We start from the raw sequence: 20699 nt of genomic DNA on the forward strand, positions 1-20699 counted from the left end.
AAAAAACCTGCCAGCTGTGCCATCCGGTCTTTTCATGGAGATTTGCCGATGAACCGCATTTACCGTCTGGTTTTCAATCGCGCCCTTGGGGTAATGCAGGTTGCTTCGGAGGTCACCCGGAATCCCGGCGGAAGCGCGGTCAGCGCAGGGCGGGTGCCGCGATTGCGGGCGCACCAGCTGGCGGCGGCATTGGCCGCCACGCTGGCCAGCGGATCGGCATTCGCAGCGTGCACGGGCACCACGACCGTGAACTGCGACAGCACCACCAACATCAACAACTACTCCAACGCGACCAACGGCCTCACGCTGAACATCGCTGCGGGTGCATTGCTGCGTACGCCGCCGATCGTAGGTGGAGGCAACGCAGCAACGCTGACCGGCGACAACGTGACGGTCAACAACAATGGCACGATCGATCCGAGCTCGATCGTCCTCGCCTCGCCCGGCTTGGTCATCGGCAATGCTTCTGCCAACAACAGCGCGATCGTCGTCAACAACAACGCCAGCGGACAGATCAAGGGTGTCGTCAACATCGCAACGCTGCTGGGCTTCGGTGGACAGGCGCTGGTGGCACAGAATGTCAACGGCACCACCACCATCAACAACGCCGGCCTGATCAGCACGTCGTTGATCGGCGCAGGCAGCGTTTCCGACGCGACTACGGTGGTGACCTACGGTGGTGCGGCAGCCAATGTGACCAACACCGGCACCATCGACGGGCGTGTCGGCCTGGGCGCTTCTGGCGGTAATACGTTCCTCAATGCGGGGGCGGTCAGTGGCAGCGTTCACCTGGGTGATTCAACCGGCGGCAACACCTTCACCGCAGTGTCGGGTTCCAGCGTTGTGACCGGTGGCGGCGGCGCTCTTGCCGGCGTGATTACCGGTGTTACCGGGGTGAAGGTTGCGGCTGCGGGATCGGTCGACGCCGGTACCGGCAGTGGTGCGGCCAACAACACGCTGGTGTTGCAGAACGTCGTCAGCGGTCCGGGGGCCGGCACCGGTGGAGCGGTGACCACACTGGGCTGGAACCAGTACCTCAACTTCCAGAGGCTCACCGTCAACAGCGGTACCTGGAACCTGCAGGGCGCATGGGGCGGATCCGGCCCGACGACGCTCAATGATGGCCTGGTCAATTTCAACAACGCCGGTTCATTCGGCACAGGGCTGTTCACGGCCAACGGCGGTGCCATCGCCTCCTCCACGGCCGGTCTGAATCTGGCCAATGCGTTCAACCTCGGCGGCAATCTGTCCCTGGCCGGGACCAATGCGTTCGGCCTGAATGGCGTGCTTTCAGGCGCAGGCGGGCTGACGGTCAACAACACCGGCATCGTTACTCTCGGCGGCGCAAACCTGTTCTCCGGTGGCGTCAACCTCAATGCCGGCGGCCTGCTGCTGGGCAATGCCGGTGCACTCGGCAGCGGCAACCTGACCGTCGGTGGCAGCGCCTCGCTGGATACGACGGCGGGCTTCAACCTGGGCAACAACCTGGTGGTCAATGGCGGGGGCTCGCTGAACCTGCTGGGCAGCAATGCGCTGACATTGAGTGGTTCGATTTCCGGTGCCGGCAACGTGACCAAGAACGGTGCGGGCACGCTGACCCTGAACGGTGCCAATTTGCTGAGCGGCAGCTTCAACCTGGCCGGGGGCGCGTTGGCCTTGGGCGCGGGCGGCAGCCTGTCGCCCACCGGCGCGATCACGCTGGGCGTCGGCACCAGCCTGGATCTTTCGGCGGCGGCCGACCAGACCATCGGCTCGCTGGCCGGGCTTGGCGGTTCGGTCAACCTCGGCAGCCACACCCTGACCCTGGGCGGGCTGGGCGATACCAGCTACAGCGGCACGTTCGCAGCAGGCACCGGCGGCCTGATCAAGCTCGGCACCGGTGTGCAGACCCTGTCGGGCGTCAACAGCCTCACGGGCGGTCTTGCGCTCAACGCCGGTGGTTTGTTGCTGGGCAATGCCGCCGCGCTGGGCAGCGGTACGCTCTCTGTCGGCGGCAACACCACCTTCGACGGCACCACGGCGCTGGCGCTGACCAATGCGGTCAGCCTCGGATCGGGTGCCAGCCTGAATCTGCTTGGCGGGCAGGCGCTCACCTTCAACGGGGTGATCAGTGGCGCTGGCGGCTTGATCAAGGATGGTGCATCGTCACTGACCCTCAACGGCGCCAATACGTTCGACGGTGGTCTGGCACTCAACGCGGGCAGCCTGGTGCTGGGCAACGGCGGTGCACTGGGAACCGGGGCACTGAACGTCGGCGGTGCGGTATCGCTCGACGCCAGCGCCGCGCTCACCGTGGGCAATGGCATCACGCTTGGCGCCGGTGGTTCGCTCAATGTGCTGGGCTCGAATGCGCTGACGCTGGGGGGTGTCATTGGTGGGAGCGGCAGCCTGGTCAAGAACGGCGCTGCCACGCTGACGTTGGGCGGCGCGAACACGTTCACGGGTGGGCTGGCAGTAAATGCCGGAACGGTGGCATTGGCCAGTGGTGGCAGCCTGGCGGCGACCGGCGCGGTCAGCCTGGCCGGCGCTGGCAGCGCACTGGATATCTCGCTGGGTGGCAACCAGACCATCGGTGCATTGTCCGGTGTGGCGGGCAGCACCCTGGCGCTGGGCAGCAGCACGCTCACCTTCGGTGATGCCACCAACCAGACCTTCGCCGGCGTGATCGGCGGCACCGGTGGGCTGATCAAGCAGGGTACCGGCGTGCAGACGCTGACCGGTGCCAGTACCTTCAGCGGTGGGGTGAATCTTGCGGCCGGTGGCCTGGTGCTGGGCAACGCCGGTGCGCTGGGAAGCGGTGCGCTGACGGTCAGTGGCAACGGCTCGCTGGACGCCACTGCGGCGCTGAACCTGGGCAATGCGATCAACCTCAGCGCGGCACTGACCCTGCCGGGCAGCCAGAACCTGACCCTGGGCGGCAACATCACTGGCACCGGCAGCCTGGTCAAGAATGGCGCGTCGACACTGACCTTGAACGGCGCCAACACCTTCAGCGGTGGACTGAACGCAAACGCCGGCAGCCTGCTGCTGGGCAACAGCGGCGCGCTCGGTACCGGAGTACTGGGCATCGGCGGCAACGTCACGCTCGATGGCAGCGCCCCGTTGAGCCTGACCAACAACGTTGACCTGGGCGCCGGTGCGGCGCTGTCGTTGCCGGGCTCGCAGGCGATCACGCTGGGTGGCGTGGTGTCCGGTACCGGCAGGCTGGTGAAGAACGGTGCCAGCACGTTGACCCTCAACGGCGCCAACAGCTTCGGTGGTGGGCTCACCGTCAACGGCGGCGGCGTGTTCCTGGGGAACGCCGGCGCACTGGGCACCGGTGCACTGTCGGTGGGCGCCACTGCCACGCTGGACAGTTCGGTCGCGCTGAACCTCGCCAACAACGTCAACCTCGGGGCAGGCGCGGCGCTGGATCTGCTGGGCAGCCAGGACGTGTCACTGGGCGGTCTCATCAGTGGCACTGGCAGCCTGGTCAAGAATGGTACGGCCACGCTGGCGTTGAATGGACCCAACACCTTCAGCGGGGGCGTCGGCCTCAACGCGGGCCTGCTGCAGCTGGGCAATGCGCAGGCACTGGGTACCGGCCAGCTGGACGTGGGCGGTAACGCGTCGCTGGATGCAACGTCTGCACTCACCGTAGGCAACCTCATCGGCCTGGCCGCCGGTGCGAATCTCTCCGTGCTGGGCAGCAATGACCTGACCCTCACCGGTCCGGTATTCGGTGCCGGTGGGCTGATCAAGGACGGCGCGGCCCGCCTCACCCTGTCCGGCGCCAACGTCTACACCGGTGGCACCACCATCAACGCCGGCACGCTGGCGCTGGGGGCGGGCGGCAGTCTTGCCGCGGCCGGTGCGGTGGATCTTGCCGGTGCCGGTGCGACGCTGGACATCTCCGCAGCCGGTGCGGCGCAGACCATCGGCGCGCTGAATGGCGTGGCAGGCAGCCAGCTGGTGCTGGGCGCGCAGTCGCTGACCTTTGGCGGCGCCAGCAATGGCAGCTTTGCCGGCGTGATCGATGGTACCGGCGGCCTGATCAAGACCGGTGCCGGCGTGCAGACGCTGTCCGGTGCCAATACTTTCAGTGGTGGCCTTGCACTCAACGACGGTGGCCTGATTCTCGGCAACGCCAGTGCACTCGGTACCGGTGCACTGGGCATTGGTGGCACGACCACGCTGGACAGCACCGTGGCGCTGAACCTGGCCAATGCAGTGAACTTCGGTGCCGGTACGCAGCTGACGCTGGGTGGCAGCAACGACCTCACCCTCGGTGGCGTGGTGGCAGGCAATGGCAGCCTGATCAAGAATGGTGCGGGCCTGCTGACCCTCGACAACACCAATACCTTCAGTGGCGGCCTGACCTTGAACGGGGGAGGCCTGGTGGTCGGCGCGAATGATGCGCTCGGTACCGGCGCGCTGGCGGTGAATGCCAGTACCACGCTTGATGCGAGCGCCGCGGTGGCACTGGGCAATGCGGTCACGCTGGGCTCGGGCGTCGTACTGACGTTGCCCGGCAGCAATGCGCTGACGCTGTCGGGCGTGGTCGGCGGCAATGGCAGCCTGGTCAAGAATGGTGCCACCACGCTGACGCTGTCCGGTGCCAACACCTACACCGGCGGGACCACGATCAACGCCGGCACGCTGGCGCTGGGCACGGGCGGCAGCCTTGCTGCAGCGGGTGATGTCACGTTGGGTGCAGGCGCTGGCTTTGATATTTCCGGTGCCGGCAGCAGCCAGACCATCGGCGCGCTCAACGGTGCGGGTGGCAGCACCCTGGCGCTGGGCGGCAATTCGCTCACCTTCGGTACGGCCGGCAACGCCGCGTTCGATGGCGTGATCAGTGGCGGCGGCAGTCTGATCAAAGCAGGCGCGGGCGTACAGACGCTGTCCGGTGCCAACACGTTTGGCGGCGGCGTAACGCTCAACGCGGGCGGACTGGTGCTTGGCAATGATGCGGCGTTGGGCACCGGCGCATTGACCGTTGGTGGTGCCGCCACGCTGGATACCACCGGCCTGGCAACGCTGGCCAACAACATCGCGCTCAACGCCGGGCTGACCGTGCTCGGGACCAATGCACTGACGCTCAACGGCGTCCTGTCCGGGGCCGGCAGCCTGACCAAGAACGGCAGCGCGACGCTGACCTTGAACGGCGCCAACACCTATACCGGTGGCACCAACATCAACGCCGGCACGCTGGCGCTGGGGGCCGGTGCCAGCCTGGCGGCGAGCGGTACCGTGAACCTCGCCACGGGTGCCACGCTGGATCTGTCTGCCGGCAGCGGCACGCAGCAGTTCGGCACGCTGGTCGGCAATGGTACGGTGAACCTCGGCGCCAACTCGATCGAGGTCGGCGGCGCCACCGATGGCACCTTCAGTGGCTCGATCACAGGCACCGGTGGCCTGACCAAGGTGGGCGCGGGCATCGAAACGCTGACCGGTGCCAACACCTACACCGGCGGCACCTTCATCAACGCTGGCACGCTGGCGATCGGTCCGGGCGGCAGCCTGGCCGCGACCGGCGCGGTGACGCTGAGCGCCGCGGGCACCGGCTTCGACATCTCCACCGCAGGTGCCAACCAGACCATCGGTTCGTTGAACGGTGTGGCCGGCTCGACGGTGAGCCTGGGGGCACAGACGCTGACACTCGGTGGTGTGGGCAACAGCCTCTTCGATGGCACGATTTCCGGCACCGGTGGCCTGGTCAAGAATGGCGCCGGCATCCTCACGCTGGGTGGCACCAATCTGTTCAGTGGTGGCGTTGCACTGAACGGCGGTGGCCTGGTGGTCGGCAACAACGCTGCGCTCGGCAGCGGCGCGTTGACGGTCGGAAGCAACGCAACGCTGGATGCAACGACCGGCGTCAGCCTTGCCAACAACATCGGGCTGGCAGCGGGTGCCAACCTCGATCTGCTCGGCAGCCAGGCGCTGACGCTGGGGGGCGTGATTTCCGGCACGGGCGGGCTGATCAAGGACGGTGCGGCCACCGTAACCCTGAGCGGTGCCAACACCTACACCGGGGGTACCACCATCAACAGCGGCACACTGGCGATCGGTGCCGGTGGCAGCCTCGCCGCAACCGGCGCGGTGAACCTGGCCGGTGCGGGCACGCTCGACATCTCCGCGGGTAACCAGGCCATCGGTTCGCTGGCCGGCGTTGCAGGCAGCACGGTGGCGCTGGGCGGCAGCACGCTGACCCTGGGCGGCACCGTGGACAGCACCTTCAGCGGTGTGATCGGCGGCAGTGGCGGCCTGATCAAGAACGGTGCGGGCGTGCAGACGCTCAATGGTGCCAACACCTTCAGCGGTGGCGTGGCGCTCAACGCCGGTGGCCTGGTGGTCGGCAACAATGCTGCGCTGGGCACCGGTACGGTGACGGTCGGAGGCGCTGCGACGCTCGATTCGAACACTGCGGTCATCCTCGGCAACAACTTCATCCTCAACAACGCGTTGACCGTCCTGGGCAGCAACAACCTCACCCTCAACGGCAACCTGAGTGGTACCGGCAGCCTGACCAAGGAGGGTGCCGCGACGCTGACCTTGAACGGCACCAACAGCTACACCGGTGGCACCAACATCAACGCCGGTACGCTGGCACTGGGCGCGGGCGCGAGCCTGCACGCCAGTGGCATCGTCAACCTGGCCTCGGGGGCGACCTTCGATCTGTCGGCAGGCAGCGGCACGCAGCAGTTCGGTACCCTGATCGGCAACGGCACGGTGAACCTGGGCGCCAACACGCTGACGATCGGAGACGCCACCAATGGCACGTTCAGTGGCTCGGTGGCCGGCTCCGGTGGGCTGATCAAGGAAGGCTCCGGTACCCAGACGTTGACCGGCACCAACACCTTCACCGGTGGCACCACCATCAACGCCGGGACGCTGGCGATCGGCGCCGGTGGCAGCCTCGCTGCGACGGGTGCGGTGAACCTGGCCAACGCCGGTACCACCTTCGACATCAGTGCGGGGGGCGCGCAGGCGATCGGTTCGCTGGCAGGCGTGGCAGGCTCTTCAGTGGCGTTGGGTGGCAGCACGCTGACCCTCAATGGCGTGGGCAATACCACGTTCGCCGGCACCATCGGAGGGGCAGGGGGGCTGGTAAAGAACGGCGCAGGCATCCAGGGCTTGACTGGCGTCAACGTCTTCACGGGCGGCGTGACCCTCAATGCCGGTGGCCTGCTACTGGGCAACGACGGTTCGCTGGGAACCGGTGCGCTGACCGTAGGCGGCAACGCCAGCCTGGATGGCACCAGCGCGCTGACGCTGGCCAACACCGTGCAGCTGGCCAGCGGCACGCTGACTCTGGGCGGCAGCAACGCACTGACCTTGAACGGCCCGATCAGCGGTGCCGGTGGCCTGCTGAAGGATGGCGCGGCGACGGTCACCCTGGGCGGTGCCAGCAGCTATACCGGCACCACCACCATCAACAGTGGGACGCTGGCGGTGGCAGCCGGCGGCAGCCTGTCCGGTGCCAGCACGGTCAACCTGGCCGGTGCCAGTACGCTGGATATCAGCGCCGGTGGCAGCCAGAGCATCGGAGGCCTCGCTGGCGTGACCGGTTCCAGCGTGGTGCTGGGCGGTGCAACCCTGACCACCGGCGGCAACAACGGCAGCACGACCTTCGCCGGCGTGCTCAGTGGTACCGGCGGCCTGGTGCAGAGTGGTACCGGCACGCTGATCCTCAGTGGCGACAACACCTATACCGGAGGCACCACCATCAACGGTGGCAGTACGCTGCAGATCGGCAACGGCGGCAGCACCGGCTCGGTGCTGGGCGACATCACCAACAACGGCAGCCTGGTCTACAACCTGGGTACGACGGCCACCGTGGGCGCGGCGGTCAGCGGCAGCGGCGGCTTGACCCAGGCCGGCAGTGGCACGCTGGTGCTGACCGGCAACAACAGCTACACCGGTGGAACCACGATCAATGCCGGTGGCACATTGCAGATCGGCAACGGCGGTGCGACCGGCGCGATCATCGGCGACATCACCAACAACGGTGCGCTGGTATCCAACGTGGCCGGCAACACCACGCTCGGTGGCACCATCAGCGGCAGCGGCGGCCTGACCCAGGCCGGCAGCGGCACGCTGACCCTGACCGGCAACAACACCTATACCGGCGGCACCACCATCAATGCCGGCGGCACGCTGCAGGTGGGCAATGGCGGTGCGACCGGCGCGATCACCGGCAACGTTGCCAACAACGGCAGCCTGGTGTTCGACGTTGCGGGCAACACCACGGTCGGCGGTGCGATCAGCGGCAGTGGTGGCCTGACCCAGGCGGGCAGCGGTGTGCTGACCCTGGTGGGCAACAACACCTACACCGGTGGGACCACCATCAATACCGGCGGCACGCTGCAGATGGGCAACGGCGGCGCGACCGGCGCCATCGCTGGCGACATCACCAACAATGGCGCGTTGATTTCCAACGTGGCCGGCAACACCGCGCTGGGCGGCACCATCAGTGGCAGCGGCAGCCTCACCCAAGCCGGCAGCGGTACGCTGCTGCTGACCGGGACCAACACCTATACCGGCGGCACGACCATCAACGCCGGCAGTACGCTGCAGCTGGGCAATGGCGGGGCAACGGGCTCAATCGTCGGTGATGTCACCAACAACGGCACGCTGGTGTCCAGCGTGGCGGGCAATACCACGCTGGGCGGCACCATCAGCGGCAGTGGCGGCCTCACCCAGGCCGGCAGCGGCACGCTGACCCTGACCGGCAACAACACCTATACCGGCCCGACCACCATCAACACCGGTGGCACGCTGCAGGTAGGCAATGGCGGTGCGACCGGCGCCATCGGCGGCAGCGTCGTCAACAACGGCAGCCTGGTGTTCAACGTGGGCGGCACCACCACCGTCGGCGGCGCCATCAGCGGTAGCGGCGCCCTGACCCAGGCCGGCACCGGTACCGTGATCCTGGCCGGCAACAACACCTATACCGGCGGCACCGCCATCAACACCGGCGGCACGCTGCAGGTCGGCAATGGGGGCGCCAGCGGTGCGATCACCGGTAATGTCAGCAACAACGGCAGCCTGGTGTTCAACGTCGGCGGCAACACCACGGTGGGCGGCACCATCAGCGGCAGTGGCGGCCTGACCCAGGCAGGTGCCGGCACCGTGGTCCTGACCGGCAACAACACCTACACCGGTGGTACCACCATCAATGCCGGCGGCACCGTGCAGGTCGGCAACGGTGGGGCCAGCGGTGCGATCACCGGCAACATCACCAACAACGGTGGCCTGGTCATCAACACCGGTGGCACCACCACGCTCGGCGGCAGTATCAGTGGTGGCGGCAGCATCGTGCAGGCCGGCCCGGGCAGCCTGAATCTGGGCGGCAACAGTGCTGGCTTCAGCGGCACGGGCCAGGTCACCGGCGGTGGCCTGAACGTCACCGGCAACATCGGCGGCCAGTGGACCATCGGCAGTGGCACCACGCTCTCCGGCACCGGCACCATCGGCGGTACCGGCGGTGGCGTGACCGTATCCAGCGGTGGCGTGCTGTCGCCGGGCAATGGCCCGGGCAATGGCGGCGGTGCCGGCAATGGCACCGGAACGATCACCGTCGGCGGCAACCTGACGCTGTCGCCGGGCAGCACGCTGGGCATCGACCTGGGCGCCACCGGCAGCGACACGGTGCAGGTCGGCGGCAGCGCGAATGTGGGCGGCAGCACCGTGCGGGTGAATACCATTTCGCCGAGCACCAGCTACCAGCAGGGCCAGCAGTACACGGTGGTCAATGCGGGCGGTGGCGTGAGTGGGCAGTTCGCTGCGGCAACCTCGCCGTCGGCCTTCCTGACCATCACTCCGGTGTATACCGCGAACACGGCGAACCTGCAGATCGACGTGGCGCAGACTGCAGCGTTCACCACCGTGGCCAACACGCGCAACCAGTACAACACCGCCGCGGCGCTGGACAGCCTGCCGCAGAGTGGCGCGGCCCTGGGCCTGTACAACACGGTGCTGATGTATGACGCCGGCACTGCGCGCAGCGCGTTCGACCAGCTCTCCGGTGAAGTGCATGCGGCCAGCCGCGCAGTGCTGCTGTATGACAACTACCTGGAGGAGGGCATCCGCCAGCGCTTGGGCAGCGAACTGCCGACCGTGCGGGGCGAGCGCGCTTCGGCCTGGCTGGCCGGCAGCGGCAAGGTGTTCAGGCAGGATGGCGACGGCAATGGCGATGAGATCCGCGCCAATCGCAATGCGCTGATGGCCGGTGTCGACTGGCAGCTGGGCGAGCATGTGGTGCTGGGTGCAGCGGCCGGCAACGAACGGCTGGATACGCGGCTGTATGATCGCAGCTCGCGGGCCCGCCTGCGTGGCAACACGTTCGGCCTGTATGCACAGGGACAGTGGAACAACGGCTTCGCGGTGGGTGGCAGCGTGTCGCGCGGTGACTACCGCACGCGCACCACGCGTGAAGTGCCGTTGTTGGGCCAGACCCTGTACAGCCGCCAGGATTCCGATGTGACCATCGCCCAGATGGAAGGCAGCTGGACATGGACCCACGGCAGGACCCAGCTGCAGCCCTATGTGCAGTTCACCAAGCACTGGGTCGACAGCGATCGTGCGGTGGAGCAGGGCGGCAGCGCGGCACTGGTGCTGGAAGGCGGCAAGGACACGCTTAATGTCAGCACCGTGGGCGTGCGCGGCCGTTGGGACGTGGGCAGCGGCGAGCGCTTCCCGGCGCAGCTGACCGTCGGCCTCGGCTGGCAGCACGCCTCGGGTGACACCGATGTGGCCAGCCGCAACCGCTTCGCGGTGGGCGGCAATGCCTTCGATGTCTACAGTGCGGTGATGGCACGCAATGCGCTGGTCAGCCAGCTCGGTGTAGCGGTCGGCCTTGGCCGCAACAGCCAGCTGTCGATGTTCGTACAGGGCCAGCATGGCGACGGCCGCCGCGATGTGGGCGGGCAGATCAACCTGCGCGTGGGCTTCTGAGGAAAGCGCGGCGACGTTGGATCCAGGCTCGCGTGGATCCAGGGCGGGCGGAGGGCTAGACCCTCCGCTCCATCTCCACGGCGTCGATCCCGGCGCCGTGGCCATTGGACACGATCCGCGTCACCTGGAAGCCCAGGCCAGCATAGAAGCCCTGGGTGTGCTGGCTGGTGCTGAGCGTGATGCGCTTGATCGAGGAATCCGCTTCGGCCTGGCGCAGGCGTGCGAGTGCCAGTTCGCGGCCCAGGCCGTGCCGGTGCAGCGCGCGCTGCACCATGCCCCAGCAGAAGCCGGCGCTGCCGTCGCCACGGCGCGAGAGGCCGCCACAGGCCACGACGCTGCCATCGCGCTCGATCACCTGGAATGCACAGTCCGTGGCCTGCTCGTGCAGGAAGCGTTCGAAGTCGCTGCGCTCTTCGGGCGCGAAGTAGGTGGGTACGTTGCTGTCGAAAATCGACAGGCAGGCGCTGGCATCGGCGGGGCGGTAGAGGCGGAGATTCATGGGAAACGCCATGGAGTTGCCCGGCTGCATTTCAACCGTCCAGACGTTGGGAGGGGGCGAAGCGTTCAAGGGTACATGGAGCGATGCCGATCCTTTACAGGTGACTTCTTCCCCACTCGAATGACCGTGCGGAATGCAGGCGCCTGTACCAGGCGGGTGCGTCGGTGGCGGGTAATGGCGAGGCGCATCCGGTCGCGATGGCGTGCAGTGGGGCGCGGTGGCTTCTGGGCTATGCTTTCCACATGTGGGACTGACCGCGCGGCAGGATCCGCCGGCCCCATTCGTCTTCCCGCCTGCAACGGAGCTGCCCAGCGATGCCCGACCCTTCTTTTCTCCGGCCTGCCCAGCTCATGCGCGGTCTGCTGTTTGGCGCGGTGGGTCTGTTGATCCTTGCCATGGCCGCCTTCGAGGTGACGCATCGCTTCGAGTTCCTGGAGGTCGCGCAGGCCGTTGATGGCCAGGTCGAGCGCCTGAACGCCGGCGGATCGCATCCGCAGGTCGCGTTCACCACCGCGACCGGCCAACGCGTCTCGTACCCGCAGGGCGGCATGATTTTCGGCTATGAGCCGGGGCAACCGGTACGCGTGCTGTACGACCCGGCGCAACCGCGGCTGGAGCCGGTCCTGGATACGTTCGGTGCGCTGTGGGGAATGACGGTCGTGTGGGTGCTGCTGGGGCTGGTGTTCGTCGGCGCCTGCGTGCGGGGACTGCTCCGGCGCAGATGACCCGCGGCGGATCGCGCGCCGTCGGCGGGCGGGCCGTTGGACCGGCCACGACGGCAGGCCCGTTCAGTCCGGTAGTACCTGCGGCGATTCCCGACAGCCAAATGAAAAAGCCGCCCACTGGGCGGCTTCTTCATCTATCTGGCGGAGAGAGGGGGATTGTCGGGTGCATCCCCTGCACCCGATCCCGATGCGCGTTGCGCCCCGGGACCAGCCTGCGGCTGTCCGGTTCAGCTCCTGCAGAACCGTCGAACCCCGGCGGGGCTTCTCACCACCCATCCCATCCGCCAGGCAAACGCAAAAGGGCCACCCTGTGGGCGGCCCTTTGCGTTTGTCTGGCGGAGAGAGGGGGATTCGAACCCCCGAAGCGCGGTTTAGACGCTTACACACTTTCCAGGCGTGCTCCTTCAACCACTCGGACACCTCTCCGGATCCCTGCCATCGGCAAACGCCTCAGCAGGGGCGCAGATTCTAGCGGGCGGCGCGGGCGGACACAAGCGCCCAGATCAGGGACGCGTCCGGGGGCATTGTTGGCGAAGGGGCTGGACAGGCATGGCACAATGGAACATCCGATGGAAAACGGTGGCCTGATGTCCTATCTCGTCCTTGCCCGCAAGTGGCGTCCGAAGCGTTTTGCCGAGCTGGTGGGCCAGGAGCATGTGGTCCGTGCGCTCAGCAATGCGCTGGACAGCGGCCGGGTCCACCATGCGTTCCTGTTCACCGGTACCCGTGGCGTGGGCAAGACCACCATCGCGCGCATCTTCGCCAAGTCGCTCAACTGCGAGCAGGGCACCAGCGCCGACCCGTGCGGCCAGTGTGCCGCCTGCCTGGACATCGACGCCGGCCGCTACATCGACCTGCTGGAAATCGATGCCGCGTCCAACACCGGCGTGGACGACGTGCGCGAGGTGATCGAGAACGCGCAGTACATGCCCTCGCGCGGCAAGTACAAGGTCTACCTGATCGACGAAGTGCACATGCTGTCCAAGGCGGCGTTCAACGCACTGCTGAAGACGCTGGAAGAGCCGCCGGAGCACGTGAAGTTCCTGCTGGCCACCACCGATCCGCAGAAGCTGCCGGTCACCGTGCTCAGCCGCTGCCTGCAGTTCAATCTCAAGCGCCTGGACGAAGACCAGATCCAGGGCCAGATGACCCGCATCCTGGCGGCGGAAGAGATCGAGGCCGACGGCAGCGCCATCGTGCAGCTGGCCAAGGCCGCTGACGGCAGCCTGCGTGACGGCCTGTCACTGCTGGACCAGGCGATCGCCTATGCCGGCGGCGCGCTGCGCGAGGATGTGGTGCGCACCATGCTGGGCACTGTGGATCGCACCCAGGTGGCGGCGATGCTCGACGCGCTGGCCGAGGGCGATGGCCCGCGCCTGCTGCAGGTGGTGGCCGCGCTGGCCGAATTCTCGCCGGACTGGAGTGGCGTGCTGGAAGCGCTGGCTGAAGGCCTGCATCGCATCCAGGTGCAGCAGCTGGTGCCGGGCGCCGCTGTTGCGGAAGGCCTGGATGTGGCGGCATTCGCCGAGCGCCTGCGCCCGGAAGTGGTGCAGCTCTGGTACCAGATGGCCCTGAACGGCCGTCGCGATCTGCCGCTGGCACCGAGCCCGCGCGCGGGCTTTGAGATGGCGGTGCTGCGCATGCTGGCGTTCCGTCCGGCCGCAGCGGTACCGCCGGTGCCGAAGGCCGTCGACGGTGCGGTGGGTGGCACGCCGGGTGGCAACGCTGCCGGTGGTGGCGCCGATGCCGGAAGCCATGAAGCGACGCCGGCTGCTGCCGTCGCTTCGGCCAGTCCGGCTGCGGCGGCGCAGGCGGCCGCTCCGGCGGCTGCACCGCGCGAACCTGAACCCGAACCCGAGCCGGCACCGCAACCGGAGCCGGAGCCGACGCCTGAACCCGAGCCGGTTCCGGTGGAAGAGCCCGTGTCACCGCCGCCGGTGAAGGCCGAGGCGCCGGCGTCTGCCATCGCTGCAGAGGCAAGCGATGACCTGCCGCCGTGGGCCACCGACGAAGCCGAGGCGCGGGATGGGGCCCTGGCGGCCGAGATGGCCGGCCCGGATGCCGCCATGGTCGCGCCCTGGCATGAACCGCCGGCTCCTGCCGCGGATCCAGGCGAGCCTGCGCCGCCGGAGCGTTCGTTCCGCGCCGAAGGTATTGCCATTGCGCCGGCCGAACCGGCTCCGACGCGTGACGCCGCGCCGCAGGAAGGTGTCAGCGAGCTGGCCACTGCCGAAGACTGGCTGGACCTGGTCGCCAACAGCGGCCTCAGCGGCCCCTCGCGGCAGCTGGCTGCCAACGCCGCCTTCATCAGCTGCCAGCACGGGACCTTGAAACTGGGCCTTTCGCCCGGATTTGAGTACCTGCGCTCGGAGCGCGCGCTGGCTGCCCTGGGCGAGATGCTGCAGAAGGCCCTTGGCCAGGCGCCGAAGATCGTGGTCGAGACCGTGGAAACCGAACACGTTCCGGCCGAGACCCTGCATCAGCGTGCCGACCGCCAGCGTGGCGAGCGGCAGCAGGTGGCAGAGGCCGTTTTCATGGATGACCCGGAAGTGCAGGTGCTGATCCAACAGCACGGTGCCCGGGTTGTTTCCGATTCCATCCGTTCTTTTGACGAGTAAGACACTATGCGCGGCAATATCGCCCAACTGATGCAGCAGGCCCAGAAGATGCAGGAGAACCTGCAGAAGGCCCAGGAAGAAATCGCCAGGATCGAAGTGACCGGCAGTGCCGGCGGCGGCATGGTCAGCGTGACCCTGACCGGCGCCAAGGAATGCCGCAAGGTGCGCATCGACCCGTCGCTGACCAGCGACCCGGAGATGCTGGAAGACCTGATCGCCGCCGCCTTCAACGATGCCTCGAACAAGATCGATGCCGAGTCGAAGTCGAAGATGGGTTCGGCCACCGCCGGCATGCAGCTGCCGCCGGGCATGAAGCTGCCGTTCTGATTTTTGGCGGGGCGCCTGTCGCTGCAGGCGCCCGCTGCAACCCTCAGTCGAGCAGGGCTCGACTCTACACGTAGCTGTCGAGCTTGCTCGACACAATGAAAGCATGCCGCCGTGTCCGCACCCCTGCTTGAACAACTGATCGACGCGCTGCGGGTGCTGCCTGGTGTAGGCCAGAAGACGGCGCAGCGCATGGCCTACCACCTGCTCGAGCGCGAGCGCGAAGGCGGCCAGCGCCTGGCCGAAACGCTGGCCTTGGCGGTGGAGCGTATCGGCCACTGCGCGCAGTGCCGCGACTTCAGCGAGACCGAGCTGTGCCCGACCTGCGCCAACAGCAGCCGCGAGCGCAGCCAGCTGTGCGTGGTCGAATCGCCGGCCGATCGTCTCGCGATCGAGAACGCGACGGGTTTTCGCGGTGTCTACTTCGTGCTGCAGGGCAGGCTGTCGCCGCTCGATGGCGTCGGTCCGCGCGAGCTGGGCCTGGAGCAGCTGGAGCAGCGGCTGGCCGAAGGTGAGGTACAGGAGCTGATCATCGCCACCAGTGCCACCGTCGAAGGCGAAGCCACCGCGCATTACCTTGCGCAGCTGGCGCGCGCGCGCAAGGTGCAGCCCAGCCGGCTGGCACAGGGCCTGCCGCTTGGCGGCGAGCTTGAATACGTTGACCGCGGCACGCTGTCGCACGCGTTCGGGACGCGCAGCGAATTCCGCGATTGAGCACCACCCGGGCATCGCCCGGCGCGGCCGGCCTACAATGCGGAAGACACTCCCGCCGAGGCCGACCATGAGCAACGAAACCCTCTTCAGCAAGATCATCCGTCGCGAGATCCCGGCCACCATCGTCTATGAGGACGACGAGGTGCTGGGCTTCAAGGACATCGCACCGCAGGCGCCGGTGCACGTACTGTTCATTCCGAAGAACGAGATCATCCCGACCCTGGACGACCTGCAGCCGTCGCAGGCGCACCTGATCGGCAAGCTGGCCCTGGCCGCTGCCGAATACGCGCGCCGCGAGGGTTTCGCGCAGGACGGCTACCGCATCGTGATGAACTGCCGCGAGCACGCTGGGCAGACCGTGTTCCACATCCACATGCACCTGCTGGCCGGCGCGCCGCTGGGGCATTTCGGTACGCCGGGGCGTTGAGGCCCTGTCCACGCATGCGTGGATGAAAAAGGCCGCCCGAAGGCGGCCTTTTCCGATCATGCAGGGTGGGTGGCGATCACCACCAGCCCCAACGGCCGTAGCCACCCCAGTACGGGCCCCACGGACCCGGGCCCCACGGGCCATAGGGGTAGGGCACCACATCGACCTGGCGCTGTTCCGGCCACAGGTAGATCACATCGGCCGACAGCTTCGGCAGGCGGTAGTCGTAGTCCCCGATGCGCGTGTTCTGGTAGCCGTCGATCTTGCCGATGAAGGTCACGTCACGGCCGGGTTCAAACACGGCCGGGTCGTAGAAACCGGCGCGGCAGGCAATGAAGCGGCCGTCGCTGGCGTCGGACGAGGTGGTGTTCGGGCGGCCACTGGCGTTGAGCGGGCGCGAGATCATCTGGAAGCAGGTCTCGCCCTGGCCGGGCTTGGTCTCGATGATGCGGCCGCCCCATCGGACCGGCGTGCCGACCTGCTGGGTGGCGACCGAGTCGCGCGGGGAAACCAGGCTGAACTGTCCCTGCAGCGGCTTGGGGGCCGTGGCGCAGGCCGACAGGGCCAGCGTGGCCACAGCGGTGAGGAGGAACTTGGTGTTCATGGGGAGGCTCCGGAAGTCGGGCGATGCCTGCGCAGGTCCCGCAATAATGAAGCGAGGTCGGTGCAAGTTCCAGCGTAGCGCGCGTCGGCGAAACGCTGGCTGAGCGCGAGCAGGGTCGGGTCGGGGCGCTGCCGGTGAACCCGCTGTGCCCAGTCCTGTGCGGTTTCGTGCGGTTCGCGGGCCAGGCCGAGGCGCGCATACCGCCGCCCGAGCCGGTGCCAGGCGCGCAGCAGCGGGTCGCGCTCGCGCTCGCCGCGGGCCAGCAGCCAGGCCATCCACGCCAGTGCCAGCAGGGCGGCGACCACGAATCCGGTCACCAGCTGCGCCGGCCCGAGGTCATCCAGCCCGAACGGCTTGAGCAGTTGCTGCTGGCGGCGTGCATCGAAGGACAGCACCAGGTCGTTCCAGCCGCGGCGCAGCCAGTCACCCATCTGCCCCAGCTGCAGCCAGCGCTGTTGCAGCGGGGTATCGGTGCCGGCCTGCAGGCGGTCGTCCAGGGTGTCCAGGATGCGTTCGGGTGCCACGGCGGCAGTCGGGTCGACCCGCACCCAGCCGCGTTGCGGCAGCCAGACTTCGGCCCAGGCGTGGGCATCCATGCGACGCACCACCCAGTAGTCGCCGATGCGGTTACGGGTACCGCCTGCGAAGCCGGTCACCACCCGGGCCGGAATGCCGGCGTTGCGCATCAGCACCACGAAGGCCGAGCTGAAGTGCTGGCAGAAGCCGGCCTTGTAGTTGAACAGGAAATCGTCGACCGGATCGCGCCCCGCCACCGGTGTATCCAGCGTGTAGGAGAAGTCGCGGGTGATCCATTGCAGCGCACGGCGGACGATGGCCTCGTCATCGCTGCCGGCCTCCTGCCGCCATTGCCGCGCGAGCTGGGCGGTGCGCGGATTGAAGCCGGGCGGAAGCTGCAGCGCGGCGCGGCGCAGGTACGGCGACAGATCGGTGTCGAACCGTTGCGGCGGCGCCGAATGCAACCGCCAGCGGCTGAGCGCGGACAGCGTGCGGTCGCTGCGCAGGCTCATGTCGGCATCGAAGCTGCTGCCCTCCGGTGCGCGGCTGGGCAGGTCCAGTGCCACCAGCAGGCGACGGTCGGTGGGCTCGTAGTCGATCTGGTAGTCCCAGCCCTGTGCGGTGGTTTCGACCACCGGTGCGGGGCGCCCGGCCGTCGCGCGATCGCGGCTCCAGCGGTGGCCGTCGAACGACGTCAGCACCGGGCCGCGCCAATAGCGCTGCGCAGGTTCGGGCACCGCGCCGAAAAACTGCACGCGCAACGCGGGGGTGTCGTCGGCCATCAGGTCCAGCCACTGGTCCGGCGCCATGCTGTCAGCCAGGCCCGGTGTGCCCACCGCTCGCTCGGGTACGCCCCACAGCGGCGTGGACAAGCGCGGGAACAGCCAGAAGCAGGCCAGCGCGAGTGGCAGGCCGATCCCCAGCAGGCGGCCGACACCACGCAGTTGTCCGCGCAGCGGCAGGCGAGGGTTGTGGCCCTCGTCCAGGGCCAGGCGTTGCAGGGCCAGCAGTGCGGCAACTGCGGCCAGCGCTGCCAGCCCGGTGGTCAGCGGCCCCTGGTCGAGCAGGAAGGCCGCGAACGGCGAGAACAACGCGAAGCCCAGCAGGCTGCGCGCATCGCGCAGGTTGCGCAGTTCGCTGGACTTGATCGCCAGCATCGCCGCCAGCAATGCGCAGCCGGTATCGCGGCCCGGCCGCACCATGCCCATCTGCCAGACGATGGTGGCAAGCATGGCCAGCACCAGCAACAGGCGAACCGGCATCGGCAGCACCCGCCGCCACGAAAGCGCAGCGGTCAGCACCGCGGCGATCGCGATCACGATGGCAAGCACCGGCGGCAGCTGCAGCAGCAGTGGCAGCAGCGCCAGCGCTGCGCTGGCCAGGGTCCAGCTGCGGGCGTTGCGGTCGAGCAGGACGGCAGGCTCAGTCATGGGGCATCAATGCCAGTGCGCGCAGGCACAGGTGGTGGTGGCTGGCGCCCTGGCCGGGCCCCAACGGCGGATGGGCCGGAAGCAGCAGCGTATAGCGACGGCCTTCGCGCTCGGCCATGTCGACCCAGCGTGCCAGGCGCGCGATGCGCGCTTCATGGCCCAGCGGTGCCAGCGTGCGCCAGTCCAGCACCACTTCGATGCCGATCGGCTTCTCGTACTCGCGTACCAGCAGGCTGTCGCGGCGCGCCGAGTGTTTCCAGGCAATGCTGCGCGGGGCATCGCCGGCACGATAGGGGCGCAACTGGTGCAGCTCATCGCCACTGGCATGGGCGCGGGTGTGCAGTGGGTCGTTGCCACGTTCCGGAAGCGGCGGTGCCAGTGCCTCGGCCAGCGGGTAGACCAGCAGCGGCTGCTCCGGCCACACCCACGACCATGCCCGCACCAGTCCCAGCGGCTGCGTGCTCGACAGGCGGATGCGGGGCAGTTCCAGCCAGCCGCGGCGCTCGCTGGGAACATCCAGCTCCACTTCGCCGCGACCGTGTGCAGGCAGTGCAACCCAGGCCTCGCTTGCGCCCAGCTGCAGGTGCAGCCCAAGGCGCGCGCGCGGGTCGCGCAACGAAAGGTCCACGCGCAGGCGCAGGGGATGCCCGGCCGGTACCGGTTCGGCGGAGACCGCGTCGATCTGTATGCCGGACAGTTGCAGGTGCGCGGCGATGGCGCTGGCGATCGCTGCCGCGGCCAGCAGCAGCGCCAGCAGCAGGGCTGGGTTGTTGTTGTAGTTCAATGCACCCAGCAGCATCGCCGACAGCAGGGTGGCGACGAACAGGCCGAAGCGGGTCGGTAGTACGTAGATGCGATGGCGGTCCAGTCGCTGCGGCAGGGCTTCGGGCCTGCGGGGGCGTGCCAGCAGCTGCATGCGTGCCCAGCGTGTGGCCACCTTCAGTCCACCGCGACGGTCTGCAGGATCGCCCGCGCCAGCGCCGGCCCGGAGCTGGATTCGGCTTCGGCCACCAGGCGGTGGCCGGCCACCGCCACGAACAGCGTCTGCACGTCTTCGGGCACCACATGTCCGCGGCCGAGCAGCAGCGCGTGTGCCCTGGCGGCACGCAGCAGGGCCAGTCCCGCGCGCGGTGACAGGCCTACGCGCACGCCGGCATGGTGTCGGCTGCGGGTCAGCAGCGCCTGCACGTAGTCGATCAACGCGTCGCTGGCATGCACCTGGCCAACCGCTTCACGCAAGGCACGCACCTGGGTGTCGTCCAGCTTTGGCACCGCGCGTGCGATCAGGTCGCGGCGATCACTGCCGCGCAGCAGCTCGCGCTCGGCCTGCGCGCTGGGGTAGCCCATCGCCAGCCGCAGCAGGAAACGATCCAGCTGCGAATCCGGCAACGGGAAGGTGCCGGACAGGTCGACCGGGTTCTGCGTGGCGATGACGAAGAACGGGTCGGGCAGTGGATGTGTCTGTCCATCCAGCGTGACCTGCTGCTCGGCCATCGCCTCCAGCAACGCGCTCTGCGTGCGCGGCGGTGCGCGGTTGATCTCATCGGCCAGCAGCACGTGGGTGAACACCGGGCCGGGATGGAACTGGAACTGGCGGCTGCCGGCCTCGTACACCGAAACGCCAAGTACATCCGCCGGCAACAGGTCGGAGGTGAACTGCACGCGCTGGAAGCTGAGGCCGAGGCTGCTGGCCAATGCGTGCGCCAACGTGGTCTTGCCCAGCCCGGGCAGATCCTCGATGAGCAGGTGGCCGCCGGAAAGCAGGGCGACAAAGGCCAGCCTGACTTCCGGCACCTTGCCCAGCACCAGTGCGTTCACCTGATCCTGTGCCTCCCGCAGGGCCTGGCGCAGTTGATCGGTTAGCATGCTGGGATTGGGGGACGAGGCTGGCATGATCGTCTCAG

At 68.0% G+C, this 20699-nt stretch carries 11 protein-coding genes and 1 tRNA gene; 6 read left to right on the forward strand and 6 right to left on the reverse strand.

The window, feature by feature from the left end:
- Positions 1–48 precede the first annotated feature (48 nt).
- A complete protein-coding gene (locus ACMGRF_RS02720) occupies positions 49–10938 on the forward strand; it encodes an autotransporter-associated beta strand repeat-containing protein (protein WP_414485613.1) in 10890 nt (3629 codons plus the stop codon).
- Between the two features lie 55 nt (positions 10939–10993).
- Here ACMGRF_RS02720 and ACMGRF_RS02725 read toward each other — a convergent pair whose 3' ends face one another.
- Complete coding sequence (locus tag ACMGRF_RS02725) at positions 10994–11437, reverse strand: GNAT family N-acetyltransferase (protein ID WP_414485614.1); 444 nt, start codon at positions 11435–11437, stop codon at positions 10994–10996.
- A gap of 314 nt (positions 11438–11751) precedes the next feature.
- On the opposite strand from ACMGRF_RS02725, the gene ACMGRF_RS02730 reads away from it, so the two are divergent.
- The gene (locus tag ACMGRF_RS02730) at positions 11752–12162 is read left to right on the forward strand and encodes a DUF3592 domain-containing protein (protein WP_275043300.1); all 411 of its coding nucleotides are present in this window, start codon (positions 11752–11754) and stop codon (positions 12160–12162) included.
- Positions 12163–12495: 333 nt separating this feature from the next.
- On the opposite strand, the gene ACMGRF_RS02735 is transcribed toward ACMGRF_RS02730, so the two are convergent.
- Positions 12496–12588 (reverse strand) — tRNA-Ser (locus ACMGRF_RS02735).
- 143 nt (positions 12589–12731) lie between these two features.
- Here ACMGRF_RS02735 and dnaX point away from each other — a divergent pair.
- From dnaX to ACMGRF_RS02755, 4 genes are all read left to right on the forward strand, one after another.
- Positions 12732–14780 carry a DNA polymerase III subunit gamma/tau gene (dnaX, locus tag ACMGRF_RS02740; protein ID WP_262257196.1) on the forward strand — a complete coding sequence of 683 codons (2049 nt, stop codon included), beginning with the start codon at positions 12732–12734 and terminating at the stop codon, positions 14778–14780.
- Between the two features lie 6 nt (positions 14781–14786).
- Complete coding sequence (locus ACMGRF_RS02745; RefSeq protein WP_019659509.1) at positions 14787–15107, forward strand: YbaB/EbfC family nucleoid-associated protein; 321 nt, start codon at positions 14787–14789, stop codon at positions 15105–15107.
- Between the two features lie 111 nt (positions 15108–15218).
- Positions 15219–15818, forward strand: coding sequence for a recombination mediator RecR (recR, locus tag ACMGRF_RS02750; protein ID WP_005415496.1), 600 nt, complete (start codon positions 15219–15221; stop codon positions 15816–15818).
- A gap of 67 nt (positions 15819–15885) precedes the next feature.
- Positions 15886–16245 (forward strand): histidine triad nucleotide-binding protein, encoded by a 360-nt coding sequence (locus ACMGRF_RS02755; protein ID WP_014036181.1) that lies wholly within the window; start codon positions 15886–15888, stop codon positions 16243–16245.
- Between the two features lie 76 nt (positions 16246–16321).
- Here the strand turns inward: ACMGRF_RS02755 and ACMGRF_RS02760 are convergent, their stop codons facing one another.
- Genes ACMGRF_RS02760 through ACMGRF_RS02775 form a run of 4 tightly spaced genes read right to left on the reverse strand, consistent with a single transcriptional unit; the run spans position 16322 to position 20688 of the window.
- Positions 16322–16849, reverse strand: coding sequence for a Slp family lipoprotein (locus tag ACMGRF_RS02760; protein WP_049417063.1), 528 nt, complete (start codon positions 16847–16849; stop codon positions 16322–16324).
- On the reverse strand, positions 16846–18795 hold the full coding sequence (locus ACMGRF_RS02765; RefSeq protein ID WP_111191833.1) for a DUF3488 and DUF4129 domain-containing transglutaminase family protein: 1950 nt from the start codon (positions 18793–18795) through the stop codon (positions 16846–16848). Before ACMGRF_RS02765 ends, ACMGRF_RS02760 begins: the two co-directional genes overlap by 4 nt.
- Positions 18788–19711: a DUF58 domain-containing protein gene (locus ACMGRF_RS02770; protein ID WP_049417065.1), complete on the reverse strand. Its 924-nt coding sequence runs from the start codon at positions 19709–19711 to the stop codon at positions 18788–18790. The genes ACMGRF_RS02765 and ACMGRF_RS02770 overlap by 8 nt, the downstream gene beginning before the upstream one ends.
- 23 nt (positions 19712–19734) lie before the next feature.
- The gene (locus ACMGRF_RS02775; RefSeq protein ID WP_049417066.1) at positions 19735–20688 is read right to left on the reverse strand and encodes an AAA family ATPase; all 954 of its coding nucleotides are present in this window, start codon (positions 20686–20688) and stop codon (positions 19735–19737) included.
- Positions 20689–20699 lie beyond the last annotated feature (11 nt).

It is taken from the genome of Stenotrophomonas sp. EMP41 (genome assembly GCF_047495535.1).
In the GTDB taxonomy this organism is placed as follows: domain Bacteria; phylum Pseudomonadota; class Gammaproteobacteria; order Xanthomonadales; family Xanthomonadaceae; genus Stenotrophomonas; species Stenotrophomonas sepilia.